Here is a 25,905-nt window from a genome sequence, read left to right on the forward strand (position 1 = left end):
AGGGCGGCATGGCGGAGCCATGGCAACCGACGACAACGCGGCGAGGCGCGGTGCCAGGCGCCGGGAGCCCGGCATGATCGACGAGACGCCCCCTAGGGCCGCGGCACGTTGCGCAGGTTGGAGCGGGCCATCTGGAGCATGCGGCCGACACCGCCGTCGAGCACGATCTTGGAGGCGGAGAGCGCGAATCCGGTCACCATCTCGGCCTTGATCTTCGGTGGGATGGAGAGCGCGTTGGGGTCGGTGACGACGTCGACCAGAGCCGGCCCTTTGTGCCGGAAGGCGTCCTTGAGAGCGCCGGCGAGCTGCTTGGGCTTCTCGACCCGGACGCCGTAGGCGCCGCAGGCACGGGCGACGGCGGCGAAGTCGGGGTTGCTGTTGGTGGTGCCGTAGGAGGGCAGTCCGGCGACCAGCATCTCCAGTTCCACCATGCCCAGCGAGGAGTTGTCGAAGAGCACGACCTTCACCGGCAGGTCGTACTGGACGAGCGTGAGGAAGTCGCCCATCAGCATGGAGAATCCGCCGTCGCCGGACATCGACACCACCTGGCGGCGGCGGTCGGTGAACTGGGCGCCGATCGCCATCGGCAGGGCGTTCGCCATCGAGCCGTGCGAGAAGGAACCGATGACGCGGCGGCGGCCGTTGGGTGAGATGTAGCGGGCCGCCCAGACGTTGCACATACCGGTGTCGACGGTGAAGACCGCGTCGTCGGCGGCGACCTCGTCGAGGACGGCGGCCACGTACTCGGGGTGGATCGGGACGTGTTTGTCGACCTTGCGGGTGTACGCCTTGACGACGCCCTCCAGCGCGTCCGCGTGCTTCTTGAGCATCTTGTCGAGGAAGCGGCGATCGGTCTTCGTCCTCACGCGCGGGATGACACAGCGCAGCGTCTCCCTCACATCGCCCCACACGGCGAGGTCCAGCCGGGACCGGCGGCCGAGGTGCTCGGGGCGTACGTCGACCTGGGCGATGGCGACGTCGTCCGGCAGGAAGGCGTTGTACGGGAAGTCGGTGCCGAGCAGGAGCAGCAGGTCGCACTCGTGGGTGGCCTCGTAGGCGGCGCCGTAGCCGAGCAGCCCGCTCATCCCGACGTCGAACGGATTGTCGTACTGGATGTGTTCCTTGCCGCGCAGGGCGTGTCCCACCGGGGACTTGATCTTCTCCGCGAACTCCATCACCTCGGCGTGCGCGCCCGCGGTGCCGCTGCCGCAGAACAGGGTGACCTTGTCGGCCGCGTCGATCAGCCGGACCAGCCGGTCGATCTCCTCGTCGCCGGGGCGGACCGTCGGCCGGGCGGTGACCAGGGCGGTCCCGGCGGTCTGGGTGGGGGCCGGTTCGGCGGCGATGTCTCCGGGCAGCGAGACGACGCTGACGCCGGAGCGGCCGACCGCGTTCTGGATGGCGGTGTGCAGCAGCCGGGGCATCTGCCGCGGGCTGGAGATCAGCTCGCAGTAGTGGCTGCACTCCTGGAACAGCCGGTCCGGGTGGGTCTCCTGGAAGTAGCCGAGGCCGATCTCGCTGGACGGGATCTGCGAGGCGAGGGCGAGGACCGGGGCCATGGAGCGGTGGGCGTCGTACAGGCCGTTGATCAGATGCAGGTTGCCGGGGCCGCAGGAGCCCGCGCAGGCCGTCAGCTTCCCGGTGATCTGTGCCTCGGCCCCGGCGGCGAAGGCGGCGGTCTCCTCGTGCCGGACGTGGATCCAGTCGATGGCGGAGTTGCGGCGGACGGCGTCGACGACGGGGTTGAGGCTGTCCCCCACGACGCCGTACATCCGTTTCACTCCGGCACGGGCGAGGATGTCGACGAACTGCTCGGCGACGTTCTGCTTGGCCATGGACCCTGCGCCCCTTCGCTCGACGGCACCGCTGGTGCGGCTGGTGCGGCTCCTTGGTCCATGAATCCACAAGGTGCGCGGTTACGCCTCCCAAACGGCCGCCGCCGTACGGTCGTCGGCGTACCCCTTCACCCGTACCTGGACGTCGGCGAGGAACGCGGCCAGGCCCGGTGGTTCCGGGTGTGACCACCGCTCGGTCAGATGGGCCGGGAACTCCGGTTCGCCGCGCAGTGGCTCGGCCAGACCGGCGGTGCACATCAGCAGGACGTCACCCGGTCGGGCGATGGAGGCCCGGAAGCGGAAGGGTTCGCGGGGCGGCTCGGGCGGCGGCTCGTAGGGGCTCGGCGGTGTGGGGATGCCCAGGTCCATGGTGAGCCGGTCGCCCTCCGGCGTCTCGGCGGGCGGTGAGCCGAAGCCGACGACGGGCTCGCCGGTGGCGTCGGTGACCTTCGGTTCGATGTCGTGCCAGGCGCCGTCGCGCAGCCGCAGCAGCCCGCCCGTGCCGACGCCGAAGAAGATCCGCGTACGGCAGGCGGGGTCGGCGGGGAGGAGGAGACAGCGCAGGGTGGCCGCGTACTCCTCGGGTCGCAGGCCCTGTTCGGCGGCGCCCGCGCGGAGTCCGCCGAGGCTGCGGTCGGTGAGGCGGTGCAGGCCGGACTTCAGATCGCCGCGGCGGCCGGCGCGGATGTCCTCGACCAGCCGCGGATGGCTGCGGCCCACGGCCCTGCCGATCCACCGGCACAGCTCGGCGGCGGCCAGATGCGCGCCCGGCGTGGCCCGTGCGCCGGTGGCCATCGCCACCAGCACCAGCGCCTGCTCGCCGCTGCCGAACCGGGCGGTGAGCAACGAGTCCCGGCGCGGCTCACCCCGGTACCGCGCGGAGTCGCCACGCAACGACACCGCGCGCAGGGTGCAGGTGCCGTAGCGGGCGCCGTCGAGAACGGTGTCCGGGACGAGCTCGCCGAGCGCCTCCGGATCCGCGACGGGCAGGGCGGTCGGCTCCGGATCGTAGGTCGGCGGACCGGACCCGACATGGACGAGCGAGGGCGCCGGCACGGCCCCGCCCCACCGGCCGGACCCCGCCTCCCCGGGCGCCCCCTCCGGCACCAGCGGCACACCACGCCCCGTGACCGACACGGTGGGCCCGTGGGGCGCGCCGGGAAGCGGCGGGGTGGCGGGCTGCGGCTGGGGTCCGGAGGGAGGTTCGGCGGGGATCGGCGGTGGGCCGGGCGGAGGGGGCACGGGGCCCGGCGGCGCGCCGATCGGAGCGGGTACGGGGCCCGACCGCGGGTCGGCCGGAGCCACGCCGGGAAGCGGCGGCGGGCCGGGCGGAGGGGCCGCGGCGCCTGGCGTCCCCGGGTCGGGACGGGCCGCGGCGAACTCCGGCGGGAGCGAACTGGGCGGAGGCGCGGCGGGCGGCACGTCCGGGGGGCCAGGGGGTGCCGCGACGGGCGGCACGTCCGGGGGGCCAGGGGGTACCGCGACGGGCGGCACGTCCGGAGGTCCGACCGGCCCCGCGCCCGGCGATGCGTCGGCGGATCCGGTCGGCGCCGGCGCAGGTGGCCGGGCGGGAGGTTCCGGCGGCCTCGCGCCGGGCGGCACTTCACCCACAGTCCGCTCCCTCGGGTCGGCTGGACGGACCGGCGATCCCGGCGACGGCGGGACGGCGGGCTCCGGGGGCGGGGACACGGGCGGGGGCGCGGCGGCTGCCTGTGGTCCGGGCACCGGGGGCTCCGAAGGGCCGGTGCGGGGAGCCGTGCCGGTGCCGGGAGCCTGCCCGTTCGGGGCTGTCGGCGTCCCGGCCTCCGTAACCGGCCGGCCCGTAGCCAACCGGTCCGTGCCCGACCGGTCCGTGCCCGGCCGGTCCGTGCCCGGTGGTGGTGTCGCCCGGCGTTCCGGCTCGGGGGATGTAGACGGGGGCCGGGGCTCTTGGTCTCGCGGCTCTCGTGGGGTGAAGCCGCTCCGGGGGGCCGGTACACGAGGTGGCGGTGAGGGCGGCCCGTCGGTGACCGCTCCGGACGCGGAGGCGAACCGGTCGTCCACCGAGTCGGGCGTGAGCGTGGGCCCCGTGTCCTCGGTGGAGTCGTCGTACAACTGCCCCCACCAGTCGTCGGAGTGACCGGTGGGCCTTCCCCCCTGCTGACTCATGCCCTTCATTGTCCACCGCGCGGGCCGGAGGAAAACGGGGCATCGGGAAAATCCCGTACGCGATCACACCTCGAACAGCGGTACGAGCACGGGGAGATGGTGGTCGCCGGACGACTCCACCCCCCGCGGGAGAGCCGCCCGGCGACAGCATGTGACCCGGGCCCGTCGGCGCCGGTGACCCCACCTTGGCAGAGGCTGTGGGCGTACGGCGATGATGTCCGGCGGCGGGTTTGCGCCGTGGCCGCTTTCCGCCACACGCGGACACCGCGGGACCGATCGTCGGGGAGGGGCAGGCCGGTGCTGGCAGCGATAGGGCTGGACGAGACGCACGAGTCGGCGTACCGCGCGCTGGTCGCGGTGGGCGCCGCCGACGTGCCCGACCTGGCGCGGCGGCTGACGCTCGGCGAGCAGGAGACCGAGCGGGCGCTGCGCCGGCTGGAGCGGCACGGCCTCGCCGCCCAGTCCTCGGCCCGCCCCGGCCGCTGGGTGGCCGCCCCGCCGGGGGTCGCGCTCGGCGCGCTGCTCACCCAGCAGCGGCACGAGCTGGAGAAGGCGGAGCTGGCGGCGGCGCTGCTGGCGGAGGAGTACCGGGCGGCGGCCTCCGAACCGGCCGTGCACGACCTGGTCGAGGTGGTGATCGGCGCGGCCGCGGTCACCCAGCGGTTCCTCCAGTTGCAGCTGGGGGCGAGCGAGGAGGTGTGCGCGCTGGTCACCGGCGACCCGGTGGCGGTGACCGGCATGGACAACGACGCGGAGGAGCAGGCGTCCGCCCGCGGGGTGCGCTACCGCGTGGTGGTCGAGCGGGCCGTGCTCGACCAGCCGCACGGCATCACCGAGCTGACCGCCGCACTGGGCCGGGACGAGCAGGTGCGGGTGGTGGACCAGGTGCCGACGAAGCTGGTCGTCGCCGACGGCTCGCTGGCGCTGGTGCCGCTCACCCATCCCACCGCCGAACCGGCCGCGCTCGTGGTGCACGCCAGCGGGCTGCTGGAGCTGCTGTCCGGCCTGTTCGAGGCGGTGTGGCGGGACGCGCTGCCGCTGCGGCTCGGTGCGTCCGGGGTGTCCGAGCAGGGCGCGGACGGCCCCGACGGCACGGATCTGGAGATCATTTCGCTGCTGCTGGCCGGGCTGACGGACGCGAGCGTCGCCAAGCAGCTGGACCTGGGCCTGCGGACCGTGCAGCGGCGGGTGAAGCGGCTGATGGAGCTGACGAAGGTGACCACCCGGCTCCAGCTGGGCTGGCACGCCTACGAGCGGGGCTGGGTGGCGCGCGAGCGGCCGTGACCTTGTGGGACTGCGCGTCGGCGCGTGCTCCGGCACCCTGGGCTCATGGGAGTGTGGGAGCTCCTGCTCGTCGGCCTGGTCATGCTGCTCGGGCTGTGCGGAGTGCTGCTGCCCGGAGTGCCGGGATCGTGGCTGGTGTGGGCCGCGGTGATGTGGTGGGCGTTTCAGGATCCGCAGCCGGTCGCCTGGTGGGTGCTGGTGGGCGCCACGGTCACACTGCTTCTCTCCCAGATGGTGCGCTGGGCGCTGCCGCCGCGTCGGCTCCAGGCGAGCGGGGCCACGCCCCGGATGGCGGCGTACGCCGGAACGGGCGCGCTGCTCGGGTTCTTCCTGTTGCCGGTGCTGGGCGCGATCCCCGGTTTCATGGGCGGCGTCTATCTGTGCGAGCGGCTGCGTCTGGGCCGGGCGGGCGAGGCGCGGGCGGCGTTGCGCACGGCGATGCGGTCGGGCGGGTGGAGCGTGCTGGCGGAGCTGTTCGCCTGCCTGCTGATCATGGGCGCGTGGCTGGGCGCGGTGTTCTGGGGCTGACCGACTGACCCGTCCGACCCGGCCGACGACCCATCCGCCCGGCCGACGACCCGGCCGACGACCCGTCCGACCTGGTACGCGGCTGGGTCCGTCCGGCCCGTCACGCCGCTGGGTCCGTCCGGCCCGTCACGCCGCTGGGTCCGTCCGGCCCGGCGGCGCCGCCCCCGACGTGTCCCGTACTCCTTGCGGCCTAGGGGGTGCCTCGTCGATCAGGCCGGATCAGCGAGCGGCGTCCGGTGCCGTGCATCGCAAGGCGGAGGAGGGCGGCATGGCGGAGCCATGGCAACCGACGACAACGCGGCGAGGCGCGGTGCCAGACGCCGGGAGCCCGGCATGATCGGCGAGACGCCCCCTAAAGCGCGAAGCCGATGTGCCGGGCACGGTGGCGTGCTTGGCTGATCGGCATGACCGAATTCAGCGAGGCGGAGCGGGCGTATCTGAAGGAACAGCGGCTGGGGCGGCTGGCCACCGTCGACGCCCGGGGCCAGCCGCAGGCGAACCCCGTCGGCTACTTCCCGCAGGACGACGGCACGATCCTGATCGGCGGCTATGCGATGGGCCGCACGAAGAAGTGGCGCAACCTCGGGGTCAACCCGCGCCTGTCCCTGGTCGTGGACGACATCGTGAGCGTCCGGCCGTGGAAGGTGCGCGGCATCGAGATCCGCGGCGAGGCCGAGCTGCTCACCGGCCCGCACGACCTCGGCCCCCACTTCAGCGAGGAGCTGATCCGCATCCACCCGCGCTGGATCCACAGCTGGGGGCTGGAGGACGCCTAGCGCACGGCCCCGGCCTCGACGAGCGCCCCTTCCAGGGTGAGCAGCCGGACCTTGCGGTCGAGTCCGCCCGCGTACCCGGTGAGTGAGCCGTCCGCGCCGATCACCCGGTGGCAGGGGCGGACGATGAGCAGCGGGTTGGCGCCGATCGCGCCGCCGACGGCTCGTACGGCCGCGCGGGACGCGCCGATCCGCGCGGCGATCTCGCCGTAGGTCGTCACCACCCCGTAGGGGACGCCATGGAGGGCCGCCCAGACCCGCTCGCGGAACTCGGTGCCGTGCGACCGCAGCGGCAGGTCGAACTCCTCGAGGTCACCGGCGAAGTACGCGGCGAGCTGCGCGGCCGCCTCCCGGAACGGCGCGGGATCCCGCCGCCAGTCCTCCTGGACCGTGCGGCCGCCCTTCTGCTCCGGCACGGAGAGCGAGGTCAGCGCACCACTCGGGTCGGCGGTCAGCAGAAGCCGGCCGACGGGGCTGTCGAGGTGCGTCCAGTACGTGCTCACGTGCTACTCCCACTCCCCTGCTGCGCGCAGGTGTTGTACGGCGTACGAGCGCCAGGGGCGCCAGGTGTCGGGGGTGTCCGCGCCGGGCGGGGCGACGTCCGGGTCGCCGAGGGCGCGGGTGCGGATGACGGCGACGGTCGCGGCGTCCAGGCCGGGCAGCGCGCGCAGCCCGGCCTGCGCGTCGTCGCGGTCCACGCCGGGGTCGAGGCGTACGGCGCCGTCGGCGAGGGCGGCGGCGAGCGCGCCCAGCGGGCCGCCGGGTTCGGCCTCCGCGAGGACGGCCGGTTCGGGAAAGAGGTGGGTGAGGGTGCCGCAGGGCGCGTCGAGCGCCTTGCCGTACCGGCGGACCAGGTCCTCGGCCGCCGGGCCCACGAGGGCGCGCACCGCCAGTTCCTCCGGGTCGGCGGCACCCGGCGACCGCAGTCCCGGGCGGGCCGCGACCAGCGGACCCAGCCGGTCGTCGGCGCCGAGCCGCTCGTCGACGGCGTACGGGTCGGCGTCGAGGTCGAACAGCCGGCGCAGCCGCTGCACGGCGGTGGTCAGATCGCGGGGGTCGGTGAGGTGCAGCCGGGCGTCGAGCCAGCCGCCGGGGTGGGCGACGCCGGTGCCCGGCCGCCCGCTGTCCTGCCGCTCCTCGACGGCCACGATCCCCGTCCCGTACGGCAGCCGGAGCGTACGGCGGTAGACGCGGTCGCCGGCCGGTCCGGTCACCTCCTCGACGCCCGCCACGGCCTCCCGCTGGAGGAGGTCGAAGACGGGACCGGCCTGGTAGGGGCCGCGGTGGGCGAGGCGGAGCGGGATGCCGGCGGCGGGGGTGCCCTGGGTGCGGGCGGTACGGCCGCCGGGGCGGGGCGCGGCGGCGCGCAGGGCGCTCGGCGTCATGGCGTACACCGCGCGGATCGTGTCGTTGAACTGCCGCACGCTGGCGAAGCCGGACGCGAACGCGATCTGCGTGACCGGCAGGCCGGTGGTCTGGAGCAGCACGCGCGCGGTGTGCGCCCGCTGCGCCCGGGCCAGCGCGACCGGGCCGGCGCCGACCTCGGCGGTGAGCTGCCGCTGGACCTGCCGGGGGCTGTATCCGAGCCGCGCGGCGAGTCCGGCGACGCCCTCCCGGTCGACCACGCCGTCGCCGATCAGCCGCATGGCCCGCCCTACGACGTCGGCCCGGGCGTTCCAGTCCGCCGAGCCCGGCACGGCGTCCGGCCGGCACCGCCGGCAGGCCCGGAACCCGGAGCCCTGTGCGGCGGCGGCCGTCGCGAAGAACCGTACGTTGCGCCGCTTGGGCGTCACCGCCGGGCAGCTCGGCCGGCAGTAGATACCGGTGGTCTCGACGGCGAAGAAGAACGCCCCGTCGAACCGGGCGTCCCGGCTGCGCACGGCCTCGTACCTGCTGTCGTCGTCCCTCACACAGTCCAGTCTCCGCCACGCCGCACAGCCCGGCTGGCGGAAATCAGACACGAAACCCGAACCGGCCCACGCCCGTACCCGAACCCGGCCCGTCCCCGGCTCCCGGCTCCCGGCTCCCGGCTCCCGGCTCCCGGCTCCCGGCTCCCGGCTCCCGGCTCCCGGCTCCCGGCTCCCGGCTCCCGGCTCCCGGCGTCCGAACCGCCGGCCGTCGAACGAGTCACCCGGCCACCCGGCCACCCGGCCACCGGCCGAACGGTCGAGTCGACCCATCGCCGGACGGCCGGCCGCCGACCCGAGCCCGTGGCCCGGCGCCGGTACCGGCACCAGCACCGGTTCCGGCGCCCGAATAACCAGCCGCCGAACGCGTCACCGACCACACGACCGGGCCGATGGGCTGAACGGTCGAGTCAGCCCGGCGCCGGACAGCCGGCACTGACCGTCCTCCAGGTCACCAGGCAGGCGACCAGGCCACCGGCCGAGCGCCGCGCCGACCCACCAACCGGGCCGACCACCGCCAGGACGGCCGCTTCACCGGCCGGACGGCCGGACGGCGAGGCCACCGGCCGGCCACCGACCAGGCAGCCACGCCAGCCACGCCGGCCACCGGGCAACCCGGCCCGCACCGAACACCCGAGCGCCCACCGGGCACCCGGACATCCCGGCCCCCGGACGGCCGACAGCCCGGCCCCGCACACTCAGCGAGTGGCGGGGCCGGGGTGCCCGAGTGGGCGGTGGCGGCTAGCGCCAGCCCTTTCGCTTCGCCTCCATCGCCGCGCGGCCCTCCGCGCCCTTGCGCTTCCAGTCCTTGCGGATCTCCGCTCGGAGCCGCGCGTCGGTCTTGGCGACGATCCACTGGTTCTCGCGCTTGAGCTTGCGGTAGCTCTCCAGGCGCCGGACCGGCAGTTCACCGGAGTCGACGGCGGCGAGCACCGCGCAGCCGGGTTCGGCCTCGTGGGCGCAGTCGTGGAACCGGCACCGCGCGCCCAGTTCCTCGATCTCGGTGAACACCTGTCCGACGCCGGCCTCGGCGTCGTAGAGGCCGACGCCGCGCAGGCCGGGGGTGTCGATCAGTACGCCGCCGGCCGGCAGGGCGAGGAGGTTGCGGGTGGTGGTGGTGTGCCGGCCCTTGCCGTCGACGTCCCGGGCGGCCTGCACGGTCATGACGTCCTCGCCCTTGAGCGCGTTGGCGAGGGTGGACTTGCCCGCGCCGGACTGGCCGAGCAGGACGGACGTGCCGTTGCCGAGGACGGCGGTGAGCACGTCGAGCCCGTCCCTGTCGAGCGCGCTGACGGTGAGCACGGGCACGCCGGGCGCGGTGGTCTCCACGTCCTGGACGAGGTGTCCGAGCGTGGCCGGGTCGGGGACGAGGTCCGCCTTGGTGAGCACGACCACCGGCTGCGCCCCGGACTCCCAGGCGAGCGCCAGGAAGCGTTCGATACGGCCGAGGTCCAGCTCGACGGCGAGCGACACCGCGACGATCGCGTGGTCGACGTTGGCCGCGAGGATCTGCCCCTCGGACCGCTTGGAGGAGGTGGACCGTACGAACGCGGTCCGGCGCGGCAGGTAGGCGCGGACGTAGCGCGGGTTGCCGCCCTCGGGGTCGACGGCGACCCAGTCGCCGGTGCACACGACCCGCATCGGGTCGTGCGGGGTGACGAACGCGGTGTCCGCGCGGATCACGCCGTCGGCGGTGACCACGTCGCACTGGCCGCGGTCGACCCGTACGACCCGGCCGGGCTGCAGCCCTTCGGAGGCGTACGGGGTGAAGTCGTCCGCCCAGGCGTCGTCCCAGCCGTAGGGAGCGAGGGCGGAGGAAAGCGAGGTGGAGGTCAAGGGAGAGGCCCTTCGAAGGGCGGTCCCGGCACGGAAGGAAGAAGTGGTGTGAGGTCAGCCGGTGACCGCGGAGGTGGACTTGATGAACTGCTGGATGCGGGCAACGCCCATCGCAATGACAGCCATCGGTCGACACCTCCTCGTCACACACTCGAATCCGTGGGCGGTGGCAGTTCGGCCACCGCGGAACGCCGCAACTGTAGCCCGGCCCCCGGGGCCACGGTCAACGCTTTTTTCACCAGGCGTTTCGTGAGGGCGTACGGCCGTCAGTTCCGGTGGCAGGGACGGCCGTCGAGGGTGAAGTCGTACGCCGGTGCGTTGCGGCCCTGCCAGGAGGCGAGGAAGCCGAAGGCCAGGGTGCCGTCGGCGGGGACGCGCCGGTTGTAGTCGGCGGCGCGGGCGGTGACGCGGGAGCCGTCCTGGGTGTGGCCCGCGTCCCACATCTGGGTGACGCGCTGGCCGTCGGGGAAGGTCCAGCCGACGGTCCAGCCGTCCAGCGCGCGGTCGGTGTGGACGGTGACGGTGGCCTGGAAGCCGTCGGGCCACTGGCCGGCCAGGGCGTAGTCGACGCGGCAGGACGGGGACCCGGCGGCGGGGTCCGGTGTGCCGCCGGGGGGTGCGCCTGCGGTGGCGGTGCCCTGGGGTTCGGGGGCCGGGTCGGGTGTGGGGCTCACCGCGCGGTCGCCGCGGTCGGGCCGGTCCGACGCCGTGTGGCCGGTCGCGCCGCGGGGCGCGGTCGGGGTGGTGGCGCCCGTCGCCGGGTCCGTGGGGCGGGCGGCGGTCGCGGCCGGGGTGGACGGGTTCGGGTCGGCGACCGGTACCGGCCGGCGGTCGGAGGAGTCGCCGGAGGCGGCGGTGCGGTCGCCGGTGCCGTCGAGGGGCATCAGGGTGACGGCGAGCGCCAGCGCCGAGACCAGCACGGCGGTGACGAGCAGCCCGCCCCGCACCACGCCCGCCCTGGACGCGCCGTCCTCGCGCGGGTCGTGCTCCGGGTCGTGGGCCGCGAGGTCGGGGCGGCCTGCGGCAAGCCGGGCCTCCGCGGCGCGGCGGCGGCGCTCCAGGTAGGCGAGGCCGCCCCAGCCGAGCACCCCGCCGGCGAGCGCGGCGGGCAGACCGCCGCGGTGCAGCCGCAGGCAGGCGGCGGCCTCGGCGCAGCCGACGCAGCGGGCGAGATGCGCTGACAGGTCCTCGGGGGTCTCGGTGACCGGGGTGCGGGTGACCGCGTCGAGGAGGCGGGCGTAGCTGCGGCAGGGCGCGTCCAGCGGGCTGTCGAGGTGGTCGCGCAGACAGCGGTCGCGGAACAGGCGGCGTACTTCGGTGAGTTCGGCGGCGGCGTCGGCCGGGTCGAGGCCGAGCCGGCGGGCCGCGGCGGGCAGGGGCAGCGCCTCGGCCTCGACCAGCCAGAGCAGCGCCGCGTCGGGTTCCTGCATGTCGCGCAGGGCGCGCAGGGCGAGGGGGCGGCGGGCCGCGGGGCCGGTGTGGCGGCCGGCCTGGTCGGAGGTGAGCCACAGCCGCAGCTCGGGGTCGAGGAGGTGCCCTTCGCCCGCGGTCTCCCAGGCGGCGGCCGTGGTGCGGACGGCGGTCAGCAGCAGCGGGATGCGGGGCAGCCGGGCGGGGCGGCGGCCGGTGGTGCGCGCGGCGGCGGACTCGGCGGCGCGGGCCTCGCGGACCCCTCGGTCGAAGGCCTCCCGGGCCAGCCGGGTCGCCGCCGCGGAGCCGGAGGTGCACAGGTCGGCGTAGGAGAGGACGGGGTCCCAGCACTCGGTGAACAGCGCCGCCTCGGTGGCGTCCTGAGGGGTCGGCAGGTCGGGCATGAGTCTCCTGCGGGCGCGTGCGAGGTCAACTCGCCACAGGAGAGGGGGGAGTTGTGGGGAACCTCGGGGGCGGGGACGACCCTTTCACGGCTCCCCCACAACTGACAAGCGCCCTTCTCAGACGGTGGTCGCGGCGGCGGCCTTCTCCTCGGCGGGCAGGCTGTCCATGAAGGAGCTGACGGAGAAGACGGCGCGGCCGGGGCCGGGCGGGCCGTAGCCGGGCGGGGAGGTCAGGCCGAACTCCTCCATGGTGGCGCGGTAGGCCTCCAGCAGCCGGATGTGGTACTCCAGCGGCGCGCCCTGCGGGTTGGCCTTGCCGAGCGGGGTCGTCGGCTCGGGGCACCAGGTGGTGAAGCGCGGGGTGATGCCCTGCGACATGAAGAAGCGCAGGCCCTCGGTGGTGGAGGCGATGGCCTCGTCGACGGTGGTGAAGCCGAAGGGCTCGGCCATCTCCACGCCGGCCACGAAGTTCGGGATGACGTTGCGGGCGCCGAAGATCTCCGCCGAGTCGAGGATGCGCTTGTGCCACTCGTCGCGGCCGACGTAGCGCTCCTTGCCGGGGCAGTACATCTTGAACAGGTACTCGTCCCACACCTCGTAGTTGGGGTGGTAGATCTGCACGCCGTAGTCCTTGAAGCGCTGGACGTCGGCCTTGGGCAGCGCCTGGGCGACGACCTTGCCGATCCAGCGGCCGGGGAAGCGCTCCTCGATGGCCTTGGCGTAGTGGCCGTAGAAGTCGGCCTCGTCGCGGCCGGAGACGGTCTTGGTGATGGCGCCGCCGGTGAGGGTGTAGGCGGTGGAGGCCTTCTGGGTGTCGTACCGGTCGATGATCTCCAGGGCTTCGAGGACCTCTTCGACGTCCTTCACGCCGGTGTAGGGGCGGCCGGCGGCCTTGTGCTGGCGCCAGTTGTGGTTGATGTCGCAGTACTGGCACTCCTCCTTGGCGCCGAAGTACTGGCAGACCCGGAAGACGGTGAGGTAGATCAGGTAGCCCCACTGGATGGTCGGGGCCACCTCCATCACGGACTTCCCGTTGGAGAGCTTGTGCCGGTAGTACTCGGGCATCGGCGGGACGCCGACGTCGGCGATCCGCTTGCCGTCGAGGTAGAGGCCGAGCACGCCTTCCTCGTCGGCGGCGACCCGGTACGGCGAGGCGGGGTTCACCCGCACCGAGACGACCGTGCGGCGCAGGTCGTACGGGCCGCCGGTGAGGATGATCTCCTCCGGCGGGCGGCGCAGTGCGGCCTCGCCCAGCTCGGGGAGGGTGCCGTGGTCGAAGGAGAAGATGAAGTACGACTTCGGCTTGACCTCGCCGCCCTCGTTGTCGCTGAGCGCGGACGGGTCGAAGGCCACACCTCCGCGCAGCAGGTCCTCCTTGAAGACCGCTTCCCGCGGCACGTGCGGGAAGCGCTCCATCAGATCCTCGACGAGCCCGGTGCGGCTGCCCATCCTGTGTCTCCTCCCTGCGCCGTTTCCTTGTGCGGCGTTCGACTCCTCACGGTATGCCCCATGCATGCGCGGGTGTGCAGCCGGGTCCTCCGCGACCTTGACGTTTCTGACAGTTTTCGTCAGAGTCGTCAGAATGAGCAAGCGGGACGAGATCGTGTCGGCGGCCGTCGACGTGTTCGGCCGGCACGGTTTCCGGCAGACGACGATGGACCTGGTGGCCCAGGCAGCGGGGGTCTCGCGCCCGGCGCTCTACCAGTACTTCCGCAACAAGCAGGATGTGTTCGCGGCGGTCGCCGAGCAGGTCACCGACCAGCTCGTGCGGTCCGCGCGGCGGGCCCGCGACGCCGAGGGGACGCTCGCGGACCGGGTGTACGGGGTGCTGGCGGTGCGGCTGGACGCGGCGGCCGGGCTCGCGGAGGCCCGCTACCGGGAGGAGCTGGTCGCCCAGGCGCAGGCGATGGGCCTGAGTCCGGCGGACGACCAGTTGGTCTACCTCCTGGCCCAGCTGCTCGCCGACACCCCCGAGCCGCTGGAGACGGCCTCCACCCTGCTCGCCGCGGCGGCGGGCATCGGCCGCTCGGAGGGCGGCCCCGACACCCTGCGCCGCCGCCTGCGCCGCTTGGTCGACCTGGTGGTGGCGGGGCTGAGGGCGGGGTGATCCTGCGGGGTGGGCTTGCGGGGCGCGGGCACGTGGGGTGCGGGTCTGGGGGCGCGGGTCTACGGGGCGCGGGGTGGCTCGGGGCAGGGGGCCGGCCGGGGGCGAGTGGTCGGCTGGGTGTACGGGGCGGCGAGGCAGTAGGCCGGCCGGAGCAGCAAGACGGCCGGGGGTACCGGACCGACCGGGTCACCGCACGCACCGGGACGCCGGGCCGAACCGGGACGACGGACCGACCGGGTCACCGGACCGGCCGTCACAGTCGTGCAGCAAGCGTTTCCTATCGGACCGTTACACTGCCTCGTTCCGTGACACCGGGGAGGGCCGCCGCATGACCGACACCGCTGCCGTGACCAACTGGGCGGGCAACATCACGTACGCCGCCAAGGAACTCCACCGCCCGCGCTCGCTCGACGCGCTGCGCGCGCTGGTCGCGGACAGTACGCGGGTGCGGGTGCTCGGCAGCGGGCACTCGTTCAACGAGATCGCCGAGCCGGGCCCCGACGGGGTGCTGCTGTCGCTGGCCGATCTGCCGCCCACGATCGAGGTCGACACCGCGGCCCGTACGGTACGGGTCTCCGGCGGCGTCCGGTACGCGGAGCTGGCGCGGGTGGTGCACCGGCACGGACTGGCGCTGCCCAACATGGCCTCGCTGCCGCACATCTCGGTGGCCGGTTCGGTGGCGACCGGCACGCACGGCTCCGGCGTCGGGAACGGGCCGCTGTCCACCGCGGTGCGCGAGGTGGAGCTGGTCGTCGCCGACGGGACGAGCATGCGGATACGCCGCGGCGAGGAGCGGTTCGGCGGCGCGGTGACCGCGCTGGGAGCGCTCGGCGTGGTCACCGCGCTGACTCTCGATCTGGAGCCGGCGTTCGAGGTGGAGCAGCGGGTGTTCACCGAGCTGCCGCTCACCGGGCTGGACCTCGACGCGTTCGAGGCGGTGATGGGGGCGGCGTACAGCGTCAGCCTGTTCACCGACTGGCGTGCGCCGGGTTTTCGGCAGGTGTGGGTCAAGCGGCGCGCCGACCAGCCGCTCGCCGCGTTCTCCTGGGCCGCGCCCGCGACCGAGGCGATGCATCCGGTGCCGGGGATGCCGGCCGTGAACTGCACGGAGCAGTTCGGGGTGCCGGGGCCGTGGCACGAGCGGCTGCCGCACTTCCGGGCGCAGTTCACGCCGAGCAGCGGCGAGGAGTTGCAGTCGGAGTATCTGCTGCCGCGGTCGTCGGCGGTCGATGCGCTGTATGCGATCGACGGGATCCGGGATGCCGTCGCCCCCGTACTGCAGACCTGTGAGATCCGTACCGTCGCCGCCGACGAGCAGTGGCTGAGCCCCTCCTACGGCCAGGACTCGGTGGCCCTGCACTTCACCTGGATCGCGGACACCGCGGCCGTCCTCCCGGCGGTCGGGCAGGTGGAGCGGGCGCTGGACGGGTTCGGGGCCCGGCCGCACTGGGGCAAGGTCTTCACCGTGCCGCCGGAGGTGGTGCGGGAGCGGTATCCGCGGCTGGGCGACTTCCGTAGGCTCGCCGGGCAGCTGGACGCGGAGGGCAAGTTCGCCAACGCCTTCGTGCGGAACGTTCTCGGCGACTGACGGCGGCGCACTCGCCCAGCACTTCCTCCACCCCCTTTCCGAACCCCTTGTCGAAAGTCCCCCGCTCGCCATAGCCTGGCCGCGCGCCGGTGCCCCGTGCCCGGCCGCAGCAGCCGAAAGGACGGGGGCACACCCGGTGAAGCGCACATCACGTGACATCCGCACCGCGAACCGCTACGAGGTGCTGCGCCAGATCATCGCCGAATCCCCCACCTCCCGGCAGGAGTTGGCGTCCGCCACCGGGCTGAGCCTCGCCACGGTCGCCACCCTCGTCGGTGAACTGCTCGACCTCGGCATGATCACCGAGGTCGGGTTCGAGGACTCGGCGGGCGGCCGCCCCCGGGGCCTGGTCGCCGTCAACGCGTCGGGGGGCGCGTTGATCGGCGTGGACATCGCGGAGACGTACGTCCATGTGGAGCTGTTCGACCTGGCGCTGAACGTGCTGGCCCGCGCCGAGGAGGACATGCGCCCCGGCGAGAGCCGCCCCGAGCAGGTGGTCGGCCATGTCGCCGCGGCCGTGGGCTCGGTGGTCGCGCAGGCCGGGGTGGAGGGCGCCCGGGTGCTGGGCGTCGGGGTGAGCGTGCCGGGGCAGGTGGACCGCGGCACCGGTGTCGCGGAGTACGCGCCCAACTGGGACTGGCACGACGTACCGCTGCTCGATCTGCTCAGCGAGCACATCGCCTACCCCCTCCATCTGGACAATCCGCTGCGCGCCTGCGCGGTCGCCGAGCTGTGGTTCGGGGCGGCGCGTGGGCGCGGGGACACCGTGGTGGTCAATCTCGGCACCGGTGTGGGCGCCGGTCTGGTACTGGGCGGTGGCCTGCACCGGGGTGTCAGCAACAGTGCCGGCGAGTGGGGGCACACCACGCTCGTGCTGGACGGGCGGCTGTGCCACTGCGGCAACCACGGCTGCGTGGAGACGTATGTCGGCGCGCCCGGCATCATGCTGAACCTGCGGGAGCTGAGCCCCGGCAGCACCTTGCTGCACCCGGAGGACCAGACCGCCACCATCGACGCGCTGGCGCGGGGCGTCGCCGCGGACGACCCGGTGGCCGTGAAGGTGGTCCGGGACACCGCCCGCTATCTCGGCGCCGGTATCGCCGACCTGGTGAACCTGCTCAACCCCGAAGTGGTCGTGCTCAGCAGCTGGGTCGCGGCCACGCTCGGTGAGCCGCTGCTCGCCGAGGTGCGCGAGGCCGTCGCCCGGCACGCGCTGCGGCGACCGCTGGCCGCCACCGAGATCGTCCTCTCCCCCATCCCCACCGACCCGGTCTGCCTGGGCGCGGCGACGTTCGCGCTGGAGGGCGCGCTGCAATCGGCCGGGCAGCGGGCAGTCGCCCGGCGCGCGACCCCTGCGCGGAGCCGTATCGCACCGCCCGCGTGACCGCGTAAGGGGCCCGCGCCACCCGTCGGCGGACCGCTTCCCGGGACCCTGTACCAGGGGCCAGGGACCAGGGACCAGGGACCGTCGCGGCCCCCGGCCGCCCGTCGGCGTGCGTTTCCAGCGGGCCGGCGGACCACCACGCCACCGCTCCCCAAGGCCCGGCCGACACTCCCCCGCCCACGGCGCCGCACCGCCACTCCCGCCCCCCGAGCACCGCTCCGCCGGGCCCCGCCGCCACCCCCACCCGTCCGGAATCCCGAACCCCGCGCAACGCTTCGAACAGGCTTCGTCCAACCCCTTGCCGAAGCCTTAGCCGAAGGTTAACGTCCGGCACCGCAAGGCCGTTTGAGACATCCGAGCCGCAGCCGCACTCAGAGACAAGGACGTCACCATGCCGGCATTCAGCAACACCCCCCGGGACCGCCGATCCGTACTGCGGGCCGCCATGGGCCTCGCCGCCGCCGGCGGGCTGGCCGCGTGCGGCGGCAACACCGGCCGCGGCGGCGGCTCGGGGTCGGGGACGAACCTGACGCAGTACTTCCACGCGTACGGCGAGGCCGGCACCGAACAGGCGATCAAGCGCTACGCGAAGGCCTACGGCAAGGCGAACGTCAGCACGCAGTGGATCACCGGGTCGAACTTCGAGAGCAAGCTGTTCTCCGCGCTGCTCACCGACAACGCACCGGACGTCTTCGAGTTCCACCCGCAGATCCAGCTGGTGCGCAGCGGCCAGGTGGCCGACCTGACCGATCTCGTGAACCCGGTCAAGGACGACTTCAACCAGGCCGACATCGCCTCGCACACCATCGACGGGAAGATATGGGGCGTCCGCATGATCGACGACCCGCAGTTCTTCTACTACCGCAAGTCGATGCTGGAGGACGCGGGCGTCGAGCCGCCGGCCACCCTGGACGAGCTGGTCGAGGCGGCCGCGAAACTGACCACCGACAAGGTCAAGGGCGTCTTCCTCGGCAACTCCGTCGTTCCGGTGATGAACCCGCTGATCTGGTCCGCCGGCGCCGACACGCTCGACGACAAGAACCAGATCGCCTACCACACGGACGCGGTCGCGGCCGGTCTCGGCAAGCTGCGCACCATGTTCGCGGACGGCCATCTGCTGCTGGACGCGCCCGCCGACTGGTGGGACCCGTCGGCGCTCACCCAGGGGCTGGTCGCGATGCAGTGGTGCGGCATGTGGGCGATGCCGGTGATCCAGAAGGCGCTCGGCGACGACGTCGGCATCATCCCGTTCCCGTCCTCGGCCGACGGCGGCAAGCCGGCCGTGGTCAACGGCGGCTGGTCGATGTTCGTCAACGCCAAGTCGGCCCACGTCGACGCGGCGAAGGAGTACGTGAAGTGGCTGTGGATCGACCAGAAGGAGCACCAGGAGGACTGGGCGCTGTCCTACGGCTTCCACATCCCGCCGCGCACCTCGCTCGCCGAGTCCGCCGACAAGCTGAAGTCCGGTCTGGCCGCGGAGGGCGTGCGGCTGTTCAACGAGTTCGGGCACTTCGACAACCCGGCCTGGACGCAAGCCATGATCGTCGCCCTGGAGGGCGTCGTCGCCGACTCCGTGCGCAAGGGCGGCAGCCCGGAGGCCGCTCTCGACAAGGCCGACAAGACCGTGAACCGCGAGCTGAAGAAGCTCTTCGGATAGGCCGGCGGGCGGACCACGACATGTCGACCACCACCACGCCCGGAACGACCGGGAGCCCCGCCACCGCCGAGGCGCCCGCGCTGCCGACACGGCGCGGGGTCCGCGGCCGGACCCTCGCCTTCTGGCTGTTCACCGGCCCGTTCCTGATCGGGCTGGCGATCTTCGTCTACATCCCGATCGGCTGGAGCGCCTACCTCTCCTTCTTCGAGGCCCGCTACACCGTCACACCGAGCACGTTCGTCGGCTTCGACAACTACACGTACATGCTGACGAACGAGAAGTTCACCGACTCCCTCGTCACCTTCACCGTCTTCGCCGCCATCGTCGTACCCATCACCTGGGCGCTCTCGCTGGGCCTGGCGCTGCTGGTGCACCGGATCCGCTTCTGCCAGGCGTTCTTCCGCTCGGTGTTCTTCCTGCCGACGGCCGTCAGCTTCGTCGCCGCCTCGCTGATCTGGAAGATGTCCATCTTCAGCGGCGTCCGCTTCGGGCTGATGAACACCGTGCTCGGCTGGTTCGGCGTCGACGACATCGCCTGGCTGGCCAACCCCGATCCGCCGTGGTACTGGCTGGTCATCCTGACCGTGCGGCTGTGGCTCCAGGCGGGCTTCTACATGATCCTTTTCCTGGCGGCGCTCCAGAACATCCCACGGGAGCTGTACGAGGCGGCCGCGATCGACGGCGCCAGGCCGGGCTGGCAGACCTTCCGGTTCGTCACCCTGCCGCAACTGCGCGCCACCTCGACGGCCGTGATCCTGCTGCTGCTGGTCGCCGCCTACCAGGCCTTCGACGAGTTCTTCAATCTGCTCAGCAAGACCACCTGGGGCCGGCCCCCGCTGGTGGAGCTGTACTACACCGCCCTCGGCGAGAACCAGGACTACGGCGCCGGCAGCGCGGGCGCGATGGTCCTCACCCTGCTGATCTGCGTCGTCACCCTGCTCCAGGGCCGGATCATGGGCTTCGGACGCGGGGAGGAGTCGAAGTGACCAAGCGCTCCCGCTCGGCCGGTTCCGCCGGCCTGTACGCGGCGACCGGCCTCGCCGCCTTCCTCTTCCTGGTCCCCTTCTATCTGATCGTCCGCAACGCGCTGTCCACGGACGCGGAGATCACCGGCGAGAACTGGAAGTTCTTCCCGACCGACATCCAGTGGGGCAACCTCGGCGAGCTGTTCGACGATCCGACGGTGCCGTTCGCGCAGTCGCTGTGGAACTCGACGGTCGTCGGCGTACTGCATACGGTCGGCACCCTGCTGGTCTGCTCGCTCGCCGGCTACGGCCTGGCCCGCATCCCGTACCGCCACGCCGACAGGATCTTCTACGCGGTGCTGGTGACGCTCATGGTGCCGACCGCCGTCACCTTCGTGCCCAGCTTCGTGCTGGTGTCGTCCCTCGGCTGGGTGTCGAGCCTGCGCGGTCTGGTCGTGCCGGGCCTCTTCAGCGGTTTCACCTGCTTCCTGTTCCGGCAGTACTTCCTGGGGTTCCCCAGGGAGTTGGAGGAGGCGGCGCGCGTGGACGGGCTCGGCTACTGGGGCGCGTACTGGCGGATCGTCGTACCGAACTCGCTGAACTTCTTCGCGGCCATCGCGACCATCACCTTCATCAGCGGCTGGAACGCCTTCCTGTGGCCGCTGGTCATCGGCCAGGACCAGGAGGCGTGGACGGTCCAGGTCGCGCTCTCCTCGTACATGACCAATCAGACCGTCAACTTCCATCTGATCTTCATGGCCACCGCCATTTCCATCCTGCCCCTGGTGTTCGTGTTCCTGTTCCTCCAGCGCTGGCTGGTCCAGGGCGTCGCGCAGACCGGCATCAAGGGCTGAGCTAGGAGACCGATGTCTTTCCGCACCTCCCCCTCCCCCGTCGCCTACGTCGAGGACGTCTCCCCCGGTCGCGGCAGCCTCCCGCCACGCGCCCGGTACACGACCGGCGACGCGAAGTCGCTTTCGCTGAACGGCCGTTGGCGGTTCCGGTTGTCCGCGACGGCGGACGCCGAGGACGAGGCGTTCGCCGAGCCCGGGTACGACGCCGGGGGCTGGGCGGAGGTCACGGTCCCGGGCCACTGGGTCCTGGAGGGCCACGGCGCACCGATCTACACCAACCACCTCTACCCCTTCCCGGTCGACCCTCCGCACGTCCCGACCGAGAATCCCACCGGCGACCATCTGCGCCTCTTCGACCTGCCGGCCGACTGGCCCGCCGACGGCGACGCGGTGCTGCGCTTCGACGGCGTGGAGTCCTGCGCCCGCGTCTGGCTGAACGGCACGGAACTGGGCGAGTTCAAGGGCTCGCGGCTGCCGCACGAGTTCGCGGTCGGCCGTCTGCTGAAGACGGTCGACAATGTACTGGCGGTCCGTGTCCACCAGTGGTCGGCCGGCTCCTACCTGGAGGACCAGGACCAGTGGTGGCTGCCGGGCATCTTCCGGGACGTCACCCTGCTGCACCGCCCGGCGGGCGCGGCCGGCGACTTCTTCGTGCACGCCTCCTACGACCACCTGAGCGGCGAGGGCACCCTGCGCGTCGACTCCGAGATCCCCGGCCGCATCACCGTCCCGGAGCTGGGCGTCGACATCGCGGCCGGCGAGCCGGTGACGGTCGCCGTCGAGCCGTGGACGGCGGAGACGCCCCGGCTGTACGACGGGGTGCTGGCCACGGCGGGCGAGCGGGTGCCGCTGCGGATCGGCTTCCGGAGCGTCGCGGTCGAGGACGGCCTGATCAAGGTCAACGGCGTCCCGCTGCTCCTCAAGGGCGTCAACCGCCACGAGTGGCATCCCGAGCGGGGACGCGCGCTCGACCCGGAGACCATGCGCGAGGACGTGCTGCTGATGAAGCGGCACAACATCAACGCCGTGCGCACCGCGCACTACCCGCCGCACCCCGCCTTCCTCGACCTGTGCGACGAGTACGGGCTGTGGGTGATCGACGAGTGCGACCTGGAGACGCACGGTTTCGTCGAGCAGTCCTGGCGGGACAACCCGGTCGACGACGACCGCTGGACCCCGGCCCTGCTGGACCGCGCGGCCCGCATGGTGGAGCGGGACAAGAACCACCCGTCGGTGATCGTCTGGTCGCTCGGCAACGAGGCCGGCACCGGACGCGGGCTCACCGCCATGGCGGAGTGGATCCGCGGCCGGGACGGCTCACGGCTGCTGCACTACGAGGGCGACCCCGACTGCCGTGACACCGACGTGTACTCGCGCATGTACGCCTTCCACGACGAGGTCGAGAGGATCGGCCGCGGCCTGGACGGCGGCCCGCTCAAGCGCCGCGCGCTGCCGTTCATCCTGTGCGAGTACGCGCACGCCATGGGCAACGGCCCCGGTGGACTCGCCGAGTACCAGCGGCTGTTCGAGTCGTACGACCGGCTCCAGGGCGGTTTCGTCTGGGAGTGGATCGACCACGGGCTGAGGCACCCGCGGCTCGGCTACGCCTACGGCGGTGACTTCGGCGAGGAGCTGCACGACGGCAACTTCGTCTGCGACGGACTGCTCTTCCCCGACCGGACGCCGTCGCCGGGCCTGGTCGAGTACAAGAAGGTGATCGAGCCGGTCCGCATCGAGGGCGACGGCGCGGACGGCACCGTACGGGTGACCAACCGGTACGACTTCAGGGACCTGTCCGGGCTCGCCTTCACCTGGTCGTTCCAGGTCGACGGAGAGACGGTCGGGTCGGGCCCGCTGTCCGTGCCGTCGCTCGCGCCGGGCGAGTCGGCGGAGGTGAAGCTGCCCGAGCCGCCCGTGGACCGGCCGGGCGGTGCGGAGACGCGGTGGACCGTACGGGCGCAGCTCGCCGGGGACACCGCGTGGGCGCCGAGGGATCACGTGGTGGCGTGGGGCCAGGTCCCGGTGTCGCCGCGCCCGGTGCCGCGATTCGTCGCCTCCGAGGCGCCGGTCCACGAGGAGGGGCTGATCACGCTGGGCCCGGCCGTCTTCGACGCCCGCACCGGCGCGCCGCGCACGATCGGCGGGGTCCAGGTGAGCGGCCTGCGGCTGGACGTGTGGCGGGCGCCCACCGACAACGACAACGGGGCGTCCTGGCAGCCGGACCCGCGCTACGGCCGGCTGTGGCGGGGGCTCGGCCTGCACCGGATGCGGCACCGTCTCGACGGGGTGGAGGCGTCCGGCGCGGCGCTGACGGTGCGTACCCGGGTGGCGCCCGCCGCCTACGACCTCGGCCTGGCCACGGTGTACCGCTGGACGTCCGACGGCAGCCGGCTGAAGCTCACCGTCTCGGTGACCCCCGAGGGCGACTGGTCCGTCCCGCTGCCCCGGCTCGGCATCCGGTTCGCGCTGGCCGCCGCCGACGAGGTCACCTGGTTCGGCGGCGGTCCCGGTGAGGGCTACCCGGACACCAAGGCGGCGTCGATGGTCGGCCGTTGGCAGTCCACGGTCGACGGTATGCAGACGCCGTACGTCCGTCCGCAGGAGAACGGCGCCCGACCCGATGTCCGCTGGGCGGAGCTGGGCGGGCTGCGCGTCGAGGGCGACCCGGTGTTCTCGCTCGGCGCCCGGCGCTGGACGACCGAACAGCTGGACGCCGCCGAGCACCTGACCGACCTCGTCGCCGGCGACAGCGTGTGGGTGAACCTCGACCACGGCCACATGGGGATCGGCTCGCAGTCCTGCGGCCCGGGTCCCCTGCCCCGGTACCACCTGCGGGCCGAGCCGGCGGAGTTCTCGTTCGTGTTCTCGGCCGCATCGCAGGCCTGAGACCGGCTCTTCCTCGCCCCCGCCCTTCCGCCCCAACGCCCCCTTCCGCCCTGATGCTCCTCCGTCCCGGACACCGCCGGGGCGGAGGAGCCCGCGGGAACTCAGTGGTCGGCGCAGCAGGGGGTGGGCTCCGGCACCTCGAACGGGACGAGCCGGCCGCCGGCCGCCGGCATGGCGGTCAGCACCAGCTCGCCGTCCCGCCAGTGCGGCCGTACGTGGTCGCGGGTCATCAGCGGCGTGTCCGGTGCCGGGTCTCCCGCCGCGCCGAGCACCGTCACCCGGTCGACGGCGCTGCGGGACAGCAGCTCCGCGACCGTCAGCGTGCCGGTGAGGCGCGCGACGCCCGGATAGAGCACGGCGCGGCCCACCGCGTCGGGCACGCCGTCCGTCACCCGGTGGCCCCGCGCGGCCAGCAGGTCCCGGCAGCCCGCCTCGGACGTGGTGAAGGAGAGGGCCACGCGCGGCCGGCCGTCCCGCAGCAGATGGGTGCAGCCGAACGTGTCCTCGGGCAGGGCGAGTTCGGCGGCCAGTGCCAGCAGCAGACGGTCGGCCGCGCGCAGGTCCTTCAGGCCCGCGTCCACGGTGAGGACGTACGGCGTGGTCACGACGGCAGGACCCAGATCGGGTTGGAGTAGAACCACAGGTCGCGCCACGGGTCGGCGTCGCCGACGACGTCGAGGGCCGGGCCCGCCGGGTCGACGGCCGCGCCCATCGCGCCCACGGCGGAGCGGTTGCCGTCGGTGCCGCGCAGGCGGACGTAGACCGGGCGGTCGACCTGGCCGAGGTCGTAGGAGAGCCGGACGGTGCCGGTCGACTTGTCGACCTCGTACGACTTCACGACCTTGGCGGTCGGTGCGGTGAAGGTGTCCTTGTCCTTCACCTCCCCGGTCACGTCACCCTGGATGACGTCGACCCGGGCCAGCGAGGGCGTGAAGCCCGCCCAGTTGGGGCCGCCGGCCAGGGCCACGTCGACGGTCAGCGTGACGCGCGTGCCCTTCTTGACGTGCAGGGCGCCGCCGAGCGTGGCCCAGCGCCCGCCGCCCGCGACCCGGGCGTCGAGGCCGCTGATCAGCTGACCGTGGTCGACCCAGATGCGGCCGGCGCGGATGCCGTCCATGACGGCGGCGTAGGAGAAGCCGTCGGCGCCGACGTGGGTGCGGCTGTACTGGCCGGGCCAGTAGTCGCCCTGGGTGAGGTCGATGCCGCCGGCGTAGACGGGGTCGTCGTAGCGGCCGTTGGCGTTGAAGTCGCCGCCGCCGCGGGCGGCGGTGTCGCCGTAGACCTGGTGGGAGTCGGAGTTGGCGGTGATCCACCAGGGCTTGCCCTCGGCGAGCAGGCTGTCCCACAGGCCGCCGACCGTGGCGGTCATCCAGTCGAAGCCGCCCCAGGTGCGGTAGCTCTCCGGCGGGTAGCCGGCGAAGGAGTTGGCGCCGGGGCTGTTGTCGTAGATGCCGCGGGCGCGGGCCATGCCGAGCGGGGCCGGCAGTCCGGCGGCCTGGTGGCCGGGGGCGCCTTCGAAGCCGACGGCGATCCGGTGCTCGGCCGGGGTGGCGTCGCGCCAGGCGCGGATCTCGTGCGGGGAGTCGACGCCGCGCCGCGCGGGGTGGTTGGCGAGCATCAGCGCGTCCTTGACCTTGCGGCGGCGGACCTGCTCGCCGAGGAAGGCGAGACCGGCGACGGCGAGGGCCTCGTTGGCGGGCGTCGAGTCGGAGGCACCCTTGACGCTGCCGTCGTAGTCGGTCTCGAACTGCTTGAGGACGGCGACCTCGTTCCGGCCGGGGTGCACGAAGACGGTGCCGTGCTCGGCGGCCGGGATGTTCCACTCCAGGCCCTGGAAGACGAGGGTGTCCTCGTGGGCGGCGCGGGCCTCCTTGATGTCGGGGTTGACCTTCTCCACGCCGATCCTGGCGTGGGTGGCGCTGCCGTGATCGGTGATGACGAGCCAGTCCATGCCGTGCCGGGCGCCCTGGCGGACCTGGTCGACGACGCGGTACTTGCCGTCGCTGCTGTACTGGGTGTGGATGTGGTGGTCGCCCGCGAGCCACAGGAAGCCACCGGTCCGGCCGCCGCTGCCGCGCGTGCCGGACGCGGCGTGGGCGGGGGCCTGCGGGGTGAGGACGCTCGCGGCGGCGAGGCCCGCGCCGAGCAGTCCGGCGCGGCGCAGCAGCGAGCGGCGGGAGCGCTGTTCGGGGCTCAGCGCCTGGTCGGGGACGGAGGTGTCGAAGGCGGCGGGCAGGGCCGTGTGCGGGTGCTCGTGGTCATGGTCATGGTCGTGGTGGTGGTGGTGATGCCCGTGACCGTGGGGGTGGGCGTGGCCCATGGTGTGCCTCCTCGATGCC

The 25,905-nt window shown here is 73.3% G+C and carries 19 protein-coding genes; 10 read left to right on the top strand and 9 right to left on the bottom strand.

Going from position 1 to position 25,905, the window contains the following annotated elements:
• Positions 1-92: 92 nt before the first annotated feature.
• Positions 93-1,835, bottom strand: a complete 1,743-nt coding sequence (locus tag ABT232_RS33675; RefSeq protein ID WP_351847319.1) for a pyruvate dehydrogenase — start codon at positions 1,833-1,835, stop codon at positions 93-95.
• An 81-nt stretch (positions 1,836-1,916) separates the two neighbouring features.
• The gene (locus ABT232_RS33680) at positions 1,917-3,329 is read right to left on the bottom strand and encodes a protein phosphatase 2C domain-containing protein (RefSeq protein ID WP_450872137.1); all 1,413 of its coding nucleotides are present in this window, start codon (positions 3,327-3,329) and stop codon (positions 1,917-1,919) included.
• A gap of 951 nt (positions 3,330-4,280) precedes the next feature.
• Between ABT232_RS33680 and ABT232_RS33685 the strand changes: the two genes are divergently transcribed.
• From ABT232_RS33685 to ABT232_RS33695, 3 genes are all read left to right on the top strand, one after another.
• Positions 4,281-5,267 carry a helix-turn-helix domain-containing protein gene (locus tag ABT232_RS33685; protein WP_351847324.1) on the top strand — a complete coding sequence of 329 codons (987 nt, stop codon included), beginning with the start codon at positions 4,281-4,283 and terminating at the stop codon, positions 5,265-5,267.
• Between the two features lie 45 nt (positions 5,268-5,312).
• Positions 5,313-5,795 carry a DUF456 domain-containing protein gene (locus tag ABT232_RS33690; protein ID WP_351847326.1) on the top strand — a complete coding sequence of 161 codons (483 nt, stop codon included), beginning with the start codon at positions 5,313-5,315 and terminating at the stop codon, positions 5,793-5,795.
• Positions 5,796-6,199: 404 nt separating this feature from the next.
• Entirely contained in the window at positions 6,200-6,571 is a 372-nt protein-coding gene (locus tag ABT232_RS33695) for a PPOX class F420-dependent oxidoreductase (protein WP_351847328.1), read from the top strand.
• On the opposite strand, the gene ABT232_RS33700 is transcribed toward ABT232_RS33695, so the two are convergent.
• The 5 genes from ABT232_RS33700 to ABT232_RS33720 form a co-directional block, all read right to left on the bottom strand.
• Entirely contained in the window at positions 6,568-7,071 is a 504-nt protein-coding gene (locus tag ABT232_RS33700; RefSeq protein ID WP_351847330.1) for a methylated-DNA--[protein]-cysteine S-methyltransferase, read from the bottom strand. The genes ABT232_RS33695 and ABT232_RS33700 overlap by 4 nt on opposite strands.
• Positions 7,072-7,074: 3 nt before the next feature.
• Positions 7,075-8,478, bottom strand: coding sequence for a bifunctional transcriptional activator/DNA repair enzyme AdaA (locus tag ABT232_RS33705; RefSeq protein ID WP_351847333.1), 1,404 nt, complete (start codon positions 8,476-8,478; stop codon positions 7,075-7,077).
• A 738-nt stretch (positions 8,479-9,216) separates the two neighbouring features.
• Positions 9,217-10,311, bottom strand: a complete 1,095-nt coding sequence (gene rsgA / locus ABT232_RS33710) for a ribosome small subunit-dependent GTPase A (protein ID WP_351847335.1) — start codon at positions 10,309-10,311, stop codon at positions 9,217-9,219.
• 266 nt (positions 10,312-10,577) lie between these two features.
• Positions 10,578-12,125 carry a cellulose binding domain-containing protein gene (locus ABT232_RS33715; RefSeq protein ID WP_351847338.1) on the bottom strand — a complete coding sequence of 516 codons (1,548 nt, stop codon included), beginning with the start codon at positions 12,123-12,125 and terminating at the stop codon, positions 10,578-10,580.
• Positions 12,126-12,242: 117 nt separating this feature from the next.
• The gene (locus tag ABT232_RS33720) at positions 12,243-13,574 is read right to left on the bottom strand and encodes a radical SAM protein (RefSeq protein WP_351847340.1); all 1,332 of its coding nucleotides are present in this window, start codon (positions 13,572-13,574) and stop codon (positions 12,243-12,245) included.
• A gap of 133 nt (positions 13,575-13,707) precedes the next feature.
• Between ABT232_RS33720 and ABT232_RS33725 the strand changes: the two genes are divergently transcribed.
• The 7 genes from ABT232_RS33725 (at position 13,708) to ABT232_RS33755 (ending at position 23,566) form a co-directional block, all read left to right on the top strand.
• Positions 13,708-14,232, top strand: coding sequence for a TetR/AcrR family transcriptional regulator (locus tag ABT232_RS33725; RefSeq protein ID WP_351847343.1), 525 nt, complete (start codon positions 13,708-13,710; stop codon positions 14,230-14,232).
• A 328-nt stretch (positions 14,233-14,560) separates the two neighbouring features.
• Positions 14,561-15,820 carry an FAD-binding protein gene (locus ABT232_RS33730; protein ID WP_351847346.1) on the top strand — a complete coding sequence of 420 codons (1,260 nt, stop codon included), beginning with the start codon at positions 14,561-14,563 and terminating at the stop codon, positions 15,818-15,820.
• 136 nt (positions 15,821-15,956) lie between these two features.
• Positions 15,957-17,204: an ROK family transcriptional regulator gene (locus ABT232_RS33735; protein WP_351847349.1), complete on the top strand. Its 1,248-nt coding sequence runs from the start codon at positions 15,957-15,959 to the stop codon at positions 17,202-17,204.
• A 391-nt stretch (positions 17,205-17,595) separates the two neighbouring features.
• Positions 17,596-18,861: an ABC transporter substrate-binding protein gene (locus tag ABT232_RS33740; protein WP_351847352.1), complete on the top strand. Its 1,266-nt coding sequence runs from the start codon at positions 17,596-17,598 to the stop codon at positions 18,859-18,861.
• Positions 18,862-18,881: 20 nt separating this feature from the next.
• On the top strand, positions 18,882-19,847 hold the full coding sequence (locus ABT232_RS33745) for a carbohydrate ABC transporter permease (RefSeq protein WP_351847354.1): 966 nt from the start codon (positions 18,882-18,884) through the stop codon (positions 19,845-19,847).
• Positions 19,844-20,680 (top strand): carbohydrate ABC transporter permease, encoded by an 837-nt coding sequence (locus ABT232_RS33750; RefSeq protein ID WP_351847355.1) that lies wholly within the window; start codon positions 19,844-19,846, stop codon positions 20,678-20,680. Before ABT232_RS33745 ends, ABT232_RS33750 begins: the two co-directional genes overlap by 4 nt.
• 12 nt (positions 20,681-20,692) lie before the next feature.
• On the top strand, positions 20,693-23,566 hold the full coding sequence (locus ABT232_RS33755) for a glycoside hydrolase family 2 TIM barrel-domain containing protein (RefSeq protein ID WP_351847357.1): 2,874 nt from the start codon (positions 20,693-20,695) through the stop codon (positions 23,564-23,566).
• Between the two features lie 101 nt (positions 23,567-23,667).
• Here the strand turns inward: ABT232_RS33755 and ABT232_RS33760 are convergent, their stop codons facing one another.
• Both ABT232_RS33760 and ABT232_RS33765 read right to left on the bottom strand, forming a co-directional pair.
• The gene (locus ABT232_RS33760; RefSeq protein ID WP_351847360.1) at positions 23,668-24,171 is read right to left on the bottom strand and encodes a hypothetical protein; all 504 of its coding nucleotides are present in this window, start codon (positions 24,169-24,171) and stop codon (positions 23,668-23,670) included.
• Positions 24,168-25,886, bottom strand: coding sequence for a PHP domain-containing protein (locus ABT232_RS33765; protein WP_351847362.1), 1,719 nt, complete (start codon positions 25,884-25,886; stop codon positions 24,168-24,170). Before ABT232_RS33765 ends, ABT232_RS33760 begins: the two co-directional genes overlap by 4 nt.
• Positions 25,887-25,905 lie beyond the last annotated feature (19 nt).

The organism is Streptomyces sp. NPDC001532 (assembly GCF_040298625.1).
In the GTDB taxonomy this organism is placed as follows: domain Bacteria; phylum Actinomycetota; class Actinomycetes; order Streptomycetales; family Streptomycetaceae; genus Streptomyces.

Coding starts and splice junctions, on each gene's coding strand:
- ABT232_RS33675 (WP_351847319.1), bottom strand. CDS start 1,835: ATGGCCAAGCAGAACGTCGCCGAGCAGTTCGTCGACATCCTCGCCCGT.
- ABT232_RS33690 (WP_351847326.1), top strand. CDS start 5,313: ATGGGAGTGTGGGAGCTCCTGCTCGTCGGCCTGGTCATGCTGCTCGGG.
- ABT232_RS33695 (WP_351847328.1), top strand. CDS start 6,200: ATGACCGAATTCAGCGAGGCGGAGCGGGCGTATCTGAAGGAACAGCGG.
- ABT232_RS33715 (WP_351847338.1), bottom strand. CDS start 12,125: ATGCCCGACCTGCCGACCCCTCAGGACGCCACCGAGGCGGCGCTGTTC.
- ABT232_RS33720 (WP_351847340.1), bottom strand. CDS start 13,574: ATGGGCAGCCGCACCGGGCTCGTCGAGGATCTGATGGAGCGCTTCCCG.
- ABT232_RS33725 (WP_351847343.1), top strand. CDS start 13,708: ATGAGCAAGCGGGACGAGATCGTGTCGGCGGCCGTCGACGTGTTCGGC.
- ABT232_RS33730 (WP_351847346.1), top strand. CDS start 14,561: ATGACCGACACCGCTGCCGTGACCAACTGGGCGGGCAACATCACGTAC.
- ABT232_RS33740 (WP_351847352.1), top strand. CDS start 17,596: ATGCCGGCATTCAGCAACACCCCCCGGGACCGCCGATCCGTACTGCGG.
- ABT232_RS33745 (WP_351847354.1), top strand. CDS start 18,882: ATGTCGACCACCACCACGCCCGGAACGACCGGGAGCCCCGCCACCGCC.
- ABT232_RS33755 (WP_351847357.1), top strand. CDS start 20,693: ATGTCTTTCCGCACCTCCCCCTCCCCCGTCGCCTACGTCGAGGACGTC.
- ABT232_RS33765 (WP_351847362.1), bottom strand. CDS start 25,886: ATGGGCCACGCCCACCCCCACGGTCACGGGCATCACCACCACCACCAC.